The 13,229-nt window shown below is 27.3% G+C and carries 16 protein-coding genes; 5 read left to right on the top strand and 11 right to left on the bottom strand.

What is annotated here, in order from left to right; all coding sequences use genetic code 11:
* Position 1: 1 nt before the first annotated feature.
* From AACT_RS07655 to ribA, 4 genes are read right to left on the bottom strand one after another with little or no spacing between them, the layout of a single operon-like run.
* Positions 2–373, bottom strand: a complete 372-nt coding sequence (locus tag AACT_RS07655; RefSeq protein ID WP_172126240.1) for a hypothetical protein — start codon at positions 371–373, stop codon at positions 2–4.
* Positions 374–382: 9 nt separating this feature from the next.
* Positions 383–601, bottom strand: a complete 219-nt coding sequence (locus AACT_RS07650) for a PP0621 family protein (protein ID WP_172126239.1) — start codon at positions 599–601, stop codon at positions 383–385.
* Complete coding sequence (gene rsmG, locus AACT_RS07645; protein ID WP_172126238.1) at positions 601–1,185, bottom strand: 16S rRNA (guanine(527)-N(7))-methyltransferase RsmG; 585 nt, start codon at positions 1,183–1,185, stop codon at positions 601–603. Before rsmG ends, AACT_RS07650 begins: the two co-directional genes overlap by 1 nt.
* Positions 1,185–1,760, bottom strand: a complete 576-nt coding sequence (gene ribA / locus AACT_RS07640; protein ID WP_172126237.1) for a GTP cyclohydrolase II — start codon at positions 1,758–1,760, stop codon at positions 1,185–1,187. The genes rsmG and ribA overlap by 1 nt, the downstream gene beginning before the upstream one ends.
* A 59-nt stretch (positions 1,761–1,819) precedes the next feature.
* On the opposite strand from ribA, the gene hemB reads away from it, so the two are divergent.
* Genes hemB through AACT_RS07625 form a run of 3 tightly spaced genes read left to right on the top strand, consistent with a single transcriptional unit; the run spans position 1,820 to position 4,712 of the window.
* Positions 1,820–2,797, top strand: coding sequence for a porphobilinogen synthase (hemB, locus tag AACT_RS07635; RefSeq protein WP_172126236.1), 978 nt, complete (start codon positions 1,820–1,822; stop codon positions 2,795–2,797).
* A 2-nt stretch (positions 2,798–2,799) separates the two neighbouring features.
* Positions 2,800–4,011 carry a PAS domain-containing sensor histidine kinase gene (locus tag AACT_RS07630; RefSeq protein ID WP_172126235.1) on the top strand — a complete coding sequence of 404 codons (1,212 nt, stop codon included), beginning with the start codon at positions 2,800–2,802 and terminating at the stop codon, positions 4,009–4,011.
* A 20-nt stretch (positions 4,012–4,031) separates the two neighbouring features.
* The gene (locus tag AACT_RS07625; RefSeq protein WP_172126234.1) at positions 4,032–4,712 is read left to right on the top strand and encodes a response regulator transcription factor; all 681 of its coding nucleotides are present in this window, start codon (positions 4,032–4,034) and stop codon (positions 4,710–4,712) included.
* Here AACT_RS07625 and AACT_RS07620 read toward each other — a convergent pair.
* From AACT_RS07620 to AACT_RS07610, 3 genes are read right to left on the bottom strand one after another with little or no spacing between them, the layout of a single operon-like run.
* A complete protein-coding gene (locus AACT_RS07620; protein ID WP_172128587.1) occupies positions 4,689–5,366 on the bottom strand; it encodes an anaerobic ribonucleoside-triphosphate reductase activating protein in 678 nt (225 codons plus the stop codon). The genes AACT_RS07625 and AACT_RS07620 overlap by 24 nt on opposite strands.
* Positions 5,344–5,508, bottom strand: coding sequence for an anaerobic ribonucleoside-triphosphate reductase (gene nrdD / locus AACT_RS15625; protein ID WP_172128589.1), 165 nt, complete (start codon positions 5,506–5,508; stop codon positions 5,344–5,346). The genes AACT_RS07620 and nrdD overlap by 23 nt, the downstream gene beginning before the upstream one ends.
* Positions 5,486–7,603: a ribonucleoside triphosphate reductase gene (locus tag AACT_RS07610; protein ID WP_172126233.1), complete on the bottom strand. Its 2,118-nt coding sequence runs from the start codon at positions 7,601–7,603 to the stop codon at positions 5,486–5,488. The genes nrdD and AACT_RS07610 overlap by 23 nt, the downstream gene beginning before the upstream one ends.
* 224 nt (positions 7,604–7,827) lie before the next feature.
* Here AACT_RS07610 and argF point away from each other — a divergent pair, with 224 nt between their 5' ends.
* Together argF and hemN are read left to right on the top strand one after the other, a co-directional pair.
* Positions 7,828–8,757 (top strand): ornithine carbamoyltransferase, encoded by a 930-nt coding sequence (argF, locus tag AACT_RS07605; RefSeq protein WP_172126232.1) that lies wholly within the window; start codon positions 7,828–7,830, stop codon positions 8,755–8,757.
* Positions 8,758–10,125: an oxygen-independent coproporphyrinogen III oxidase gene (gene hemN / locus AACT_RS07600; RefSeq protein WP_172126231.1), complete on the top strand. Its 1,368-nt coding sequence runs from the start codon at positions 8,758–8,760 to the stop codon at positions 10,123–10,125. It begins immediately after the preceding gene.
* Between the two features lie 20 nt (positions 10,126–10,145).
* On the opposite strand, the gene AACT_RS07595 is transcribed toward hemN, so the two are convergent.
* Genes AACT_RS07595 through AACT_RS07580 form a run of 4 tightly spaced genes read right to left on the bottom strand, consistent with a single transcriptional unit; the run spans position 10,146 to position 13,211 of the window.
* On the bottom strand, positions 10,146–10,346 hold the full coding sequence (locus AACT_RS07595; RefSeq protein WP_172126230.1) for a PLDc N-terminal domain-containing protein: 201 nt from the start codon (positions 10,344–10,346) through the stop codon (positions 10,146–10,148).
* Between the two features lies 1 nt (position 10,347).
* The gene (locus AACT_RS07590) at positions 10,348–11,301 is read right to left on the bottom strand and encodes a tetraacyldisaccharide 4'-kinase (protein ID WP_172126229.1); all 954 of its coding nucleotides are present in this window, start codon (positions 11,299–11,301) and stop codon (positions 10,348–10,350) included.
* Between the two features lie 6 nt (positions 11,302–11,307).
* Positions 11,308–12,450: a DegT/DnrJ/EryC1/StrS family aminotransferase gene (locus tag AACT_RS07585; protein WP_172126228.1), complete on the bottom strand. Its 1,143-nt coding sequence runs from the start codon at positions 12,448–12,450 to the stop codon at positions 11,308–11,310.
* Positions 12,450–13,211, bottom strand: a complete 762-nt coding sequence (locus tag AACT_RS07580) for an NAD+ synthase (protein ID WP_172126227.1) — start codon at positions 13,209–13,211, stop codon at positions 12,450–12,452. The genes AACT_RS07585 and AACT_RS07580 overlap by 1 nt, the downstream gene beginning before the upstream one ends.
* Positions 13,212–13,229: the final 18 nt, after the last annotated feature.

The following is a 13,229-nucleotide window of genomic DNA, read 5'->3' as shown; positions in this document are numbered from 1 at the left end:
TTTATTGAATCAAACTTCTGTAAATAATACCATCAATTTCATTTATCGCTATCTCTTCAAATTCATCATTTGAATCAATTATTGCAAGATTTTTAGAATCATACATATAATTATCTGCTATTTTTTGTATTTGACTAGCTAGAGTTTTTTCTGAGATTATATATTTAACGTTCAAATTGTTACAATATATTGCATCTTTTATTGATTTTACAATCACAGCTGATGGTAATTCATTATCACACACATACTTTAATAACTTTTCATCATAAACAAATAGTACAATAGAATTAGCTTTTGTACTATTTATTTGCTCTATGTTTGAAATAAATGAAATTTCTGGAAAAGGTACTAATTTATCTCCAATAAGTATCATTATACTTCCTTACTTATTTAACAAACAATCTTTTGAACAATAAAACTTTCCATTGCTTAAAATTGCTTCTTTTTGAGATATGAAAATTTTACAAGTTGGACATTCAACCATTTCATCTTCTATAATTTCATTTTTCTTATTTTTAATATCTTTTTCTCTATTCTTTTTGAAAAAAAGAATATAAACTAAAAAAAGAACTACAAATATAGCTATTATTTTTAAAAGCATTATTCCCCTTTTATATAAAGATAATTTCTATCTTTTCTATTTACTATTTTATAATCATTAACTTTTGCTACTTCTAACTCTTCATCCAACATACTACCCTTATAAAATAAATATGAGCTATTATCTTTTTTTATATTTGTAGTTATATCTAAAAGTAAAGAAGTATTTGTAACAGCTCTTGAGGTAATTAAATCAACTTGTAAATCTTTAACCTCTTCTACTCTATTACAAAGTACCGTTAAGTTATCAAGTTTTAAACTAGCTTTCACAAAATTTAAAAAAGAAACTCTTTTAATTCTTGGCTCTATTAGATATGATTTTACATCTCTTTGAGCAATTGCTAAAATAAGACCTGGATAACCTGCCCCTGTTCCAATATCTGCAAAACTTTCATATTTATCTATAAATGATAAAGGATAAATAGAATCTAAAATATTTTCTTCAATATCTTCTCTTGAAAGTTTTCCACTAAGATTGTGAACTTTCCCCCATTGTTGTAACAGTCTTATAAAGACATTGCAATCTGCATAAAACTTATCATCAAATTGAAGATTATGTTCTTCTAAGAGTTGTTTTAAAGCCATTAAAGCATGTGTCCCATATGTTCTTTTTTTGTAAATAAATAAGCTTCATTATATTTATTTGATTTTGTAATTGCAGGAATTCGTTCAACTATTTCAACTCCTAAAGATTCAACATATTGTATTTTTTTAGGATTATTTGTAATAAGTTTTAACTTTTTTACACCTAAGTCATTAAAAATATATCCAACTATACTGTAATCCCTATCATCTTCACCAAAACCTAATTCTAAATTTGCTTGAATAGTATTTCTTCCTTGGTCTTGAAGTGCATAGGCATTAACTTTGTTAAGTAAACCTATGTTTCTTCCTTCTTGTCTATGGTAAATTACTAAACCGCCATGTTCAGCAATAAATTTTAGTGATAAATCTAATTGATTTTGGCAATCACACTTTAAACTTCCAAGTGTATCCCCTGTTAGGCATTCTGAGTGTATTCTTACATAAGGTGCATCAAGAGTTTCAAAATTCTCACTCATAATTGCTAAATGCTCTTGATTTGCGTCTTTGTAAGCTTTTATTTTAAATTTTCCGTATTTTGTTGGTAAATTAGCTATATTTGATTGTATTATATTCATTTGTATTTAAACCTTAAACTGTTAAAATCAGAGGATTATAACCAAAAGAGGTAAATAGAATGTTTAAACGATTTAGAAGACTAAGAATAAATGAAACTTTAAGAAATTTAGTTCAAGAAACTACAATTACTGCTGATGATTTCATATATCCATTATTTGTAAGAGAAGGAAGTGGTATAAAAACTGAAGTTTCTTCAATGCCAGGTGTTTATCAAATGAGTATTGATGAAATATTAAAAGAGTGTGAATATCTTGTAAGCATTAATTTAAAATCAATCATATTATTTGCCATTCCAGATGTTAAAGATTCAGTTGGTAGTGAATGTTTATGTAATGAGAGTATTATTTCAAGAACAATAAAAGCTATTAAAGAAAAATTCCCACAAATGTTTATTGTAACTGATTTATGTTTTTGTGAATATACAGATCATGGTCATTGTGGAATACTTGATCCTAAAACTCAAACAGTTGATAATGATAAAACTTTAGAAATTTCAGCTCAACAAGCAATCGTTCATGCTCGTGCTGGAGCTGATATGATTGCACCTTCTGGAATGATGGATGGAATTATATCAACACTTAGAAATGCTTTAGATGAAAATGGATTTAAAAACCTACCAATAATGGCATATTCTACAAAATTTGCAAGTGGATATTATGGACCATTTAGAGATGTTGCAGAATCTACTCCATCTTTTGGAGATAGAAGAACATATCAAATGAATCCTGCAAATAGACTAGAAGCCATTGAAGAATCATTAGAAGATGAAAAAGAAGGGGCAGATATACTTATGGTTAAACCTGCTCTTGCATTTTTAGATGTAATTAGAGACATTAGAAATGCTTCAAATCTTCCTTTATGTGTTTACAATGTAAGTGGAGAGTATGCAATGCTAAAACACGCTGGACTTGCAGGATTAATTGATTATGAAAGAGTTATGATGGAAACTATGATTGCTTTTAAAAGAGCAGGAGCTAATATAATTATCTCTTACCATGCAAAAGAAGTTTGTGAATTATTAAGAAAACAAAACTAAAAATGAGCAATACTTATCAAGAAGCAATTGAAAATTCAAATATAGTATCAAAAACTGATATAAATGGAATTATAACTTTTGTAAATGATGAGTTTTGCAAAATTTCTGGATACTCTTATGATGAACTGATAGGTCAAAACCATAATATCGTAAGACATCCAGAGGTTGCTACTTCAAATTTTGAAACTCTATGGCAAACAATACTTTCAAAAAAACCCTTTAAAGCAACTGTTAAAAATCTATCAAAAAATGGTTCAACAGTTTATTTAAATACTACAATTACTCCAATACTAGATGAAAATCAAAACATAATTGAATTTATTGCAATTAGATATGATGTAACTGCTGAAGTTGAACTCAAAAAAAGCCTTGAATTAAAAGAGAAAGAGCTTGAGCAGTTAAATCTAAATTTAGAACAAAAAGTAAAAGAACAAACAAAACAGTTAAAAGAGTTAAATAAAACACTAGAGCAAAGAGTTCAAGAAGAGATTAAAAAAAATGAAGAGAAACAAAAACTTCTTTTTTGGCAATCAAGAATGGCAAGTTTAGGTCAAATGTTAGCAAATATAGCTCACCAATGGAGACAGCCATTAACAGAGCTTAATCTTACACTTTTTAATATGAAAAAAGCCTGTACACAAAACAATGAGAAAAAAGTAGATGAATTATATAAAGAAAGTAAAAGCCTTATTTCAAATATGTCTTTAACCATAGAAGATTTTTCAAATTTCTTTAATCCACAAAAAGAGAAAAAAAGCTTTGAAATTAAAGAAGCTGTAAATGAAGCTTTAATGGTACTAAGAAAGGTAATAGAGTTAGAAAATATTCACATTCAAATTGATGTTCCAATTAATTATAAAGTTATAGGTGTATCAAATGAACTTTCACAAGTAATCATAAACCTAATTCAGAACTCAAAAGATGCATTTATTCAAAACGATATAACAAATAGAACTATAATGATTACATTAAAAGAAAAGCAAATTTTAGATAAAAAATACTCTCTCTTAGAAATAAGTGATAATGCAGGGGGAATTACTAAAGAAAATATAGATAAAATATTTGAGCCCTACTTTACAACAAAACATAAATCTCAAGGAACAGGACTTGGGCTTTTTATGTCTAAAATGATTATAGAAAAAAGTTTAGATGGACAACTTAGCCATAAAAATACCAAAGATGGCTCTATTTTTACTATAAAACTAGTTTTATAAATAATATATATGGAACAAATATGAACTACGAACTATTAAAAACACTAAAAATTCTAATTGTAGAAGATGAAAAAAGAATTGCACAACTTTTAAAAGATGCCATTTCTGATTGTTTCTTTTCTGTAGTAATTGCAAAAGATGGAATAGAAGGTTTAAAAAAATTTAAAACTTTTAAGCCTGATATCATAATAACTGATATTATGATGCCTTTATGTGATGGATTAGATATGACTATTAAGATAAAAGAATTAGATAGTTTTATTCCTATTATTATTCTAAGTGCTCATTCTGATAAAGAAAAGCTTTTAAAAGCTATAGATGTGGGAATTAGTAAGTATTTTATTAAACCTTTTGATCCAGAAGAAGTAATAGAGCATATAAATAAAATAGCTCCAAGCTTACACAAGCAAAAACAAGTTCTACTAAAAGAGGATTTTATTTTTGATAATAACACTATGTCTTTATACAAAGACAATTCTTTGATAACTTTAACAAAAAGAGAAAAAGAGTTTCTTTTTTTACTTATAAAAAATAAAAATACCATAGTAAGTAATCAATATATTAAAGAAGTACTTTGGGATGAAGAAGTTAATGATGAGAGATTAAGAACTTTTATAAAAAGACTTAGACTTAAAACATCAAAATCAATAGTTGAAAATATATCTGCACAAGGATATTTAATTTCTATATTGAATAGTTAAATTTTGGGTATTTATTTTACTTTTATCTATATTAGAAGATTTAGAAATATTTCCAATATTTGATGAGGTTTCTAAGAAGTTTTGTAAATAGTAAATATTTTTATATCCTAAATTAGAAATAGTTTCTATCATACTATTTATATCATTTTCATCTAACAAAGATTTATTTATTGTAGTTCTTAATTCGAAAGTAAAATCTATACTTATTAGATATTGTATAGTCTTAATAGTATTATCATACATATCAACACCTACTATTTCTTTAAATTTATACTTTGGTGCTTTAAAATCAATGGCTATATAATCTAATAAATTTAATTCTATTAGTTTTTTTATTTGTGGTAAATTTGTAGCATTGGTATCAAGTTTTATTTTTAAGCCTAATTTTTTTATCTCTTTGCAAATTGGTATAACATTATGAACGGTTGCTTCTCCACCTGATAAAACTACAGAATCAAGAAGTCCAATTCTTGTTTTTAAAAAATCAAGAATATTATTTTGAGTATAATTTCCCTCTTTTGTATAAACTATATTATCATTATAGCAATACAAACATCTAAAGTTACAAGAAACAAACCAAATTATGCAAGACAAATGTCCTACATAATCTGTTGTTGTAAATTTTGTAATGTTATAGACAATCTTTTGATTCAATAAATTTAACTCTTTGATTGTGCTCACCTTTTTTTCCTATGTTGAAACTTTCCACTGGTCTATGGTAACCCATAACCCTAGTATAAACCATACACTTTGTTCTTTTCTCGCTATTTTTCTCAAGCAATTCTTGTTTTTCCATCATTTTTTAACTCCTTTTTTAAGATTTCTTCATCGCATTTTGGGCAATATTCATGTTCACCATGTAAATAACCATGAATTTCGCAAACAGAAAACAGTGGTGTCACTGTAATATAGGGTAATTTAAAATTTGTAATTGTATTTTTTACAAACTTTCTACAAGCATCTATTGAAGATATTCTTTCATTCATGTATAAGTGTAAAACTGTTCCTCCTGTATATTTACATTGAAGTTCATCTTGTAAAGACAAGGCTTCAAAGGGGTCATCAGTATAATCAACTGGAAGTTGTGAAGAATTTGTATAATAGATATTTTTATTTTTACCTGCTTGAATAATATCTTTATATCTTTTTTTATCTTCTTTTGCAAATCTATAAGTAGTTCCTTCAGCCGGTGTTGCTTCAAGGTTATATAAATTTCCTGTTTCTTCTTGAAATTTAATCATTTTATCTCTCATAAAATCTAATATTTCTATACAAAAATTATTACCAACTGTTGTAGATATATCAATATTTTCTCCGAAGTAGTTTTTTATCATTTCATTCATTCCATTTACACCAATAGTTGAAAAATGGTTATTAAAACTTGGTAAATACCTTTTTGTATATGGGTATAAGCCTCTTTCATACATATCTTGTACAAATACCCTCTTTTTTTCTAGTGTTGATTTTGCAAGCTCCATTAGCTCTTCAAGTCGTAAAAGTAATCCATTTATATCACTTTTATATAAATATCCAAGTCTTGCCATGTTAATTGTAACAACCCCAATACTTCCTGTCATTTCAGCCGAACCAAAAAGACCGCCACCACGTTTTAAAAGTTCTCTTAAGTCAAGTTGTAATCTACAACACATAGAACGTACATGACCTGGTTTATAGGCTTTCTCATTTGGAACTAAATTTCCATTTTCATCTTTTACATATTGACTACCTATAAAATTCTGAAAATATGAACTTCCTATTTTTGCCGTATTTTCAAATAATACATCTGTATTTTCTCCATACCAATCAAAATCTTCAGTGATATTAACAGTTGGAATTGGAAAAGTAAAAGGTTGCCCAGTTTTATCCCCTTGAGTCATTATTTCATAATAGGCCTTATTTATTTGATTCATCTCTTTTTGGAAATCTTTATAAGTTAACTCTTCAAATGACTTATAACCTTTTTCTTTGATTTTTTCCAATAATTCATCATTTACAAAATCTTTTAGAAGATGTTTTTGATTTCGTGTTGGTATTTGATCTTTTAAATCAGAAGGAACCGTCCAATCTATAGTTATATTTGTAAATGGACTTTGTCCCCAACGCGCTGGAACATTAAGGTTATATATAAAAGATCTTACAGCTTTTTTTATTTCACTATATGATAAATTATCTTTAAAAACATAAGGAGCTAAATAAGTATCAAAACTACTAAAAGCTTGAGCACCTGCCCATTCACTTTGTAGTATTCCTAAGAAATTTGCCATTTGTCCTAAAGCTTCTCTAAAATGAGAAGGAGCAGTGCTTTCAACTCTACCTCTTACCCCATTAAATCCCTCATCTAATAAGACTCTTAAACTCCAACCTGCACAATATCCACTTAAACAATCTAAATCATGAATATGATAATCAGCATTTCTATGGGCATACCCTTCTTCTTTTGAGTAAACCTTATCAAGCCAATAGTTTGCTATTACTTTTCCTGCACTATTGTTTATAAGTCCAGCGTGAGAATATCCTGTATTTGAATTTGCTTTTATTCTCCAATCATTTCCATTTATATACTCTTGTATTGTTTGAGTTGAATTTATATATGTGGTATCACTTGCAATTTGTAATATTTGTTCCCTTTGTATTTTATGCAAATGTCTATATAAAATAAATGATTTCATAACATCAAAATATCTTGCTTTAAATAACTCTTTTTCTATAATATCTTGTATATCTTCAACGGCAACTAATCTTTTTTGTTTTATTTCGAACAAAACATTAAAAAATATAGAAATATCATATTGAATGTTTACACTTTTAAATGCTTTTTTTATTGCGTCTTCTATTTTGAATGATTCAAATTTTTGTTTTGAGCCATCTCTTTTTAATATATTATCAATCATTTATATTTCCTTTTTAAAGATTTTGTAATTGTAGAAGAGAATTTCTTAATAACTAATGAGTTAATTTGTCACAAAAGTGTCATAAAATGGGCTCTCCAAGCTATTTGTAAAACATAATTAATTAAAAAAGAGTAAAATATATATAATAAAACTATCTATTTTAAGTATTTATAAAGTTAAATTAAATAGAATGTTTGTTTTTATTAATTTACAGAGGAAATAAGATGAGACATTTCTTAACATTAGCAGACTATTCTAAAGATGAGATCTTAGAAATACTAGACCTTGCGAAACAAATTAAAACTGAGACTAAAGCAAAAGAGTTCAAAAAGTATATGCCTAATCAAACATTGGGAATGATTTTTGAAAAAAGTTCAACAAGAACTAGAGTATCTTTTGAAACAGGTATTTATCAGTTAGGTGGTATAGGTTTATTTCTATCATCAAATGATATTCAATTAGGACGAGGTGAGCCAATGAGCGATACTTCAAGAGTAATTTCAAGAATGGTTGATATGGTAATGATTAGAACTTTTGAACATAGTAAAATTGAAGAGTTCGCAAAATATTCAAAAGTTCCTGTAATAAATGGTTTAACAAATGAATTCCATCCCGTTCAATTAATGGCTGATTATATGACTATACAAGAAGCAGGTCTTGATAAAGATTTGGTTGCTGCATATGTTGGTGATGGAAATAATATGGCTCATTCATGGCTTAATATGGCTGCAAAACTTGGTTTTGAACTTAGAATTGCAACACCTAAAGGTTATGAAGTTGATGCTTCAATTTTAGCAAATGCTCTTGAAATGGCAAAATTAAGTGGTGCAAAAATCACTATAACTAATGATCCAAAAGTTGCTGTAAAAGGTTCTACTGTTGTTACAACTGATACTTGGGTATCAATGGGGCAAGAGGCTGAGAAGGAAAAAAGATTAAAAGATTTTGAAGGTTATATCGTTGATTCAAATATGATGAAAGTTGCGCAAGAAAAAGCTATTTTCTTACACTGTTTACCTGCATATAGAGGTTATGAAGTAAGTGAAGAAGTTATGGAAGGCCCTCAAAGTTTAATCTTTGAAGAAGCAGAAAATAGACTACATGCACAAAAAGGTGTAATGGTTTGGTTAGATAGAAAAAGAGATATTAAATAAATGATAGATTTTAAAAAATTCGAGAAATATTCAAGACCAGGGCCTAGATATACTTCATATCCAACAGCCCCTGAGTTTAGTGTTGAGTTTACACAAGAGGACTTAAAAGATTACTATAAAAATCAAAGTGATGATAGAGCCTTGTCTTTATATATACATATGCCTTTTTGTAGAAGTGCTTGTTATTTTTGTGGATGTAATACAATCTTTACTTCAAAAGAAGATAAAAAAGTAACTTATATAGAATATTTAAAAAAAGAGTTAAATATTCTAAAAAATCATTTAAATACACAAAGAGTTGTAACTCAAATGCATTTTGGAGGAGGAACACCAACATTCTTCTCTCCTAAGCAATTAGAAGAAGTAATTATTGCTATTAAAGATATTTTTCCAAATTTTGCTAGTGATGCTGAAGTTTCATGTGAAGTAGACCCAAGACATTTTACAAAAGAGCATATGGATGTTTTAAAAGCTGGTGGTTGCAATAGATTAAGTTTTGGTGTTCAAGATTTAGATGAAACTGTACAAAAAACTATTCATAGAATTCAACCTTTTGAATTAACTCAAAATGTGATTAAAATAGCAAGAGAAGCAGGAATTCATTCTGTAAATACAGATTTAATATATGGACTTCCTCATCAAACAAGAGAGAGTTTCAAAAGAACTTTAGAAAAAATGATAACTTTAGATACGGATAGATTTGCAGTATTTAATTATGCTCATGTTCCTTGGCTTATGAAAACTATGAGAAAGTTTGATGAAACAACTTTTCCTAAACCAAAAGAAAAACTAGAGATGCTAAAAGATACAATTGATTTCTTTACATCAAACGGTTATAAAATGGTTGGAATGGATCACTTTGCAAAACCAGAAGATGAGCTATTTAAAGCCATTGAAAAAGGTGAATTACATAGAAACTTTCAAGGTTATACAACTAAAGGTGGAGCTGATTTAATAGGAATCGGACTTACATCTATTGGAAATGGTGTTGATTATTATGCCCAAAACTTCAAAGATTTAGAGCCTTGGGAAAAGGCTATTGATAATGGTGATTTACCTGTATTTAAAGGTTATAGATTATCTTTAGATGATCAATTAAGACAATTTGTAATTATGGAATTAATGAGTAACTTCTCTTTAAATATAATAAGAGTTGAAAAAGAATTTGATATTAACTTCAAAAAGTACTTTGCAGATGCACTAGAGGCTTTAAAAGAGTTTGAAGAAGCTGAGTTAATAACAATCAGCAATGAGAAAATTGAAGTATCTCAAACAGGAACTATGCTTATTAGAAATATTTGTATGCCATTTGATGCATATTTAAATAAAATTCCTGAAGATAAAAGAAGATTCTCTAAAACAATCTAAATATAAAGTAGCTTTTTTTGCTACTTTATTCTTTGAGACCTTCCAAAAACTAAATACAAAATTGCACCTAAAATTGGAAAAAAAATCAAAACAAGAATCCATATAATTTTATTGTAACCTGTAAATTCATGTTTTAAAATATCAATTAAAATATAAATATATAAAATAAAAGTAAAAACTATAAATATCATTAAAAATGAAGATACTAATACACCCATCATTTTAAACCCCTTTATTAAAACTTTCTATATATTCATTCATCAAAGAAAAATCAACTTCATCATCAATTTTTATATCTAAATCCATTAAATAAAGATTTTTTAAATTGAATTTTTCTAATTTTACAAAATCTTTTCCTGTGGTTAAAAAAGAGTAATCTTTATATTTTTCTTGTATTTTAGAAATATCTTCTAGTGTAAAATCATAATGATCAGAAAAAGAAATCAATTCTATATTATTTGGTAAATACTCTAATAATCTTTTAGGTTTTGAAATTGCTGTTATTAAAACTGTTTGAGATGGAATCTCACTTTGAATACCATCTTTTTTAATACTAATGACTCTTTTAAAATCACTTCCTTCAAGAAGTTCAATATCAGCTTGTGCATAAAAACCTTTTGGTTCTCTATAGCCACCACTTGGCAAACAAAAGACATTTGTTGGTTCATCTTTTGGTCTTAGTAAAATATTAAATTTTGCTATTTGATATTTTGAAAATCCATCATCTAAAAAAACTATTTTACATCCAAGCTCTTTTGCTTTTAAAATAGCTTTTATTCTATTTTCACTTACTATTATCGTAGCTTTTGGTAAAGAGTTTGCTAAAAGCATAGCTTCATCACCACTTGTTTTTACATCTACTAAAATTTTACCTTTATTTGAAACTACAAATAAACCCTTTGAAATTCGTCCATAACCTCTTAAAATTACACATGCATTTTCATATTTTGAAGCCAATTTTATAGTAACTGGAGTTTTCCCACTACCACCTACAATTATATTTCCAACTGAAATAATTGGAATAGCAAACTCTATTTCTTTTGCCATTGCACGTTTAATTAAAATAATTAGCATATAAATAAAAGTTAAAGGAAGAAGTAAAAAAGAGATTATTTTTTGTAAGCTATTTGGAAAGAAGAGATAATCTTCAATCCATAAGTATAGTTTTTGTTTCAAGTTAATTTATATCCACTCAGATGCAACATCAATTACTTGGTCACAAACATAATTAACATCTTCATCACTTAAACTAGCATATATTGGTAGTGAAAGTATTTGTTGATAGTTATTTAAAGCATTAGAAAAAGCTGTTATTTTAATAGAATATTTTGTTTTGTAATAAGATAAAAGATGTAAAGGAATATAGTTAAGTCCTGTTGAAACACCCCTTTCTTTTAAAGCTCTTGCAAAGGCATCTCTATTTCTTGAAACTTTTATTATAAAGTGTGTAAAAATATGCTCATCATTATGTGAAGGAATTCCAATATGTTTAACACCAGTTAATCTTTTTTCATAAAGTTTAGCTATTTCTTTTCTTCTTTTAATAAACTTTTCTGTTTTATTTAACTGAGCTAATGCATATGCAGCATCAAGTTCAGATAAATCATATTTATGACCAATATCTACAACATCATATACATAATCTAAATTCCCATAACTATCATAAGTAGTTGTAAGTGCATGAGTTCTAAGTAGTTTTGCTCTGTTTGCTATATCTTCATTATTTGTAACAATAACTCCAGATCTTGAAATTGCATATTTAGAATTTGATGGATTTGTTGAAAAAATAGTCATATCAGCTCTTAGATTTCCTATTTTTTTACCCTTATAAGTTCCACCTAAACTAGATCTACAATCTTCAATTAAAATAATTCCATATCTTTTTGCAATATCATAAATTCTATCTAAATCAGGTGCTTGACCTGCTACAAAAGTAATAATAGCACCTCTTAATTTTTTTGAATCATTAGCTGCAAGTGCTTCTTCAAATTTATTAATATCAATATTCATATCTTCCATATTGATATCAATAAAAATAGGTTCAGCATCAAAGTGTCTTACAACTTCTGGTAAATTAACAAAAGAGTTTACAGACATTAAAATCTTATCACCTCTTTTAAGTTTAATAGCACTTAATGCTAAATGTATTGCAGCAGTTGAAGTAGCAGTTGCAACTGCATATTTAGCACCTATAAAAGTTCTCATACTTTCTTCAAACTCTAAAACTTTTGATAAATCATTTTTAGATTCTAAAACAGATCTAATTTGATTTAATTCTTCATTATCAGTACTTGCTTTGTATATTGCTATATTTTTACTCGCCATTAATTCCACCTAATATTTGCTATTACAGGTAATTTACCCTTAAATGCATTTGATTTTACTCTATAATCTATTTTATTGATAAACTCTTCTTCAAAACCTAAATTTATTAACTCTTCTTTAGATTTTTTTTCATCAATCATTGCTTTTAATAAATCATCCATTTCTTTATAAGAATGACCTAATTCTTCTTCATCACTTTGACCTTCCCATAAGTCTGCACTTGGAGCTTTATTTAAAATAGATTCAGGAACACCTAATAGTCTTGCAAATTCAAATTCATCACTTTTATATATTTGACCTATTGGATTAATAGCACAAGCAATATCCCCAAAAATTGTTCCGTAACCTAAAAGTATTTCACTTTTATTTGAAGTTCCTACAACTATTGATTTTTCCCTTGAAGATACATCATATAATACAGACATTCTCATTCTAGCAGAAAAGTTTCCAATTCTAAGTCTATCTTCATCCATATTTTTTATAAAACCACTTACCATTGGCTCTATTGAAATAATTTCATATTTGATATTAAATTTCTCACAAACTTCAATGGCATGATCAGTCGAACTTTGTGATGAAAATTGCGATGGCATTAAAACACAATTTAAATTATCACCAAAGGCTTCTTTACATAAAATTGCAACTACTGCTGAATCCAAACCACCTGAAAGTCCCATAGTAACTTTTTTTAATCCAGTTTTTTCAACTTCATCTTTTAAGAACTTTATTAAATCTAACTTAATATTTTTCCAGTCTATCATTTTTAATCCTTTATTAAG

Source organism: Arcobacter acticola (assembly GCF_013177675.1).
Lineage (GTDB): Bacteria > Campylobacterota > Campylobacteria > Campylobacterales > Arcobacteraceae > Aliarcobacter > Aliarcobacter acticola.
The sequence above is the reverse complement of the archived record's forward strand: the minus strand, read 5'-3'. Positions and strand labels throughout refer to the sequence as shown.

What these genes read in the sequence shown, in the direction of transcription:
- AACT_RS07610 (WP_172126233.1), bottom strand. Translation starts at nt 7,603, where the DNA reads ATGATTGATAATATATTAAAAAGAGATGGCTCAAAACAAAAATTTGAA.
- AACT_RS07625 (WP_172126234.1), top strand. Translation starts at nt 4,032, where the DNA reads ATGAACTACGAACTATTAAAAACACTAAAAATTCTAATTGTAGAAGAT.
- AACT_RS07595 (WP_172126230.1), bottom strand. Translation starts at nt 10,346, where the DNA reads ATGATGGGTGTATTAGTATCTTCATTTTTAATGATATTTATAGTTTTT.
- argF (WP_172126232.1), top strand. Translation starts at nt 7,828, where the DNA reads ATGAGACATTTCTTAACATTAGCAGACTATTCTAAAGATGAGATCTTA.
- rsmG (WP_172126238.1), bottom strand. Translation starts at nt 1,185, where the DNA reads ATGGCTTTAAAACAACTCTTAGAAGAACATAATCTTCAATTTGATGAT.
- AACT_RS07585 (WP_172126228.1), bottom strand. Translation starts at nt 12,450, where the DNA reads ATGGCGAGTAAAAATATAGCAATATACAAAGCAAGTACTGATAATGAA.
- AACT_RS07650 (WP_172126239.1), bottom strand. Translation starts at nt 601, where the DNA reads ATGCTTTTAAAAATAATAGCTATATTTGTAGTTCTTTTTTTAGTTTAT.
- AACT_RS07655 (WP_172126240.1), bottom strand. Translation starts at nt 373, where the DNA reads ATGATACTTATTGGAGATAAATTAGTACCTTTTCCAGAAATTTCATTT.
- AACT_RS07630 (WP_172126235.1), top strand. Translation starts at nt 2,800, where the DNA reads ATGAGCAATACTTATCAAGAAGCAATTGAAAATTCAAATATAGTATCA.
- nrdD (WP_172128589.1), bottom strand. Translation starts at nt 5,508, where the DNA reads ATGGAAAAACAAGAATTGCTTGAGAAAAATAGCGAGAAAAGAACAAAG.
- ribA (WP_172126237.1), bottom strand. Translation starts at nt 1,760, where the DNA reads ATGAATATAATACAATCAAATATAGCTAATTTACCAACAAAATACGGA.
- hemN (WP_172126231.1), top strand. Translation starts at nt 8,758, where the DNA reads ATGATAGATTTTAAAAAATTCGAGAAATATTCAAGACCAGGGCCTAGA.
- AACT_RS07580 (WP_172126227.1), bottom strand. Translation starts at nt 13,211, where the DNA reads ATGATAGACTGGAAAAATATTAAGTTAGATTTAATAAAGTTCTTAAAA.
- hemB (WP_172126236.1), top strand. Translation starts at nt 1,820, where the DNA reads ATGTTTAAACGATTTAGAAGACTAAGAATAAATGAAACTTTAAGAAAT.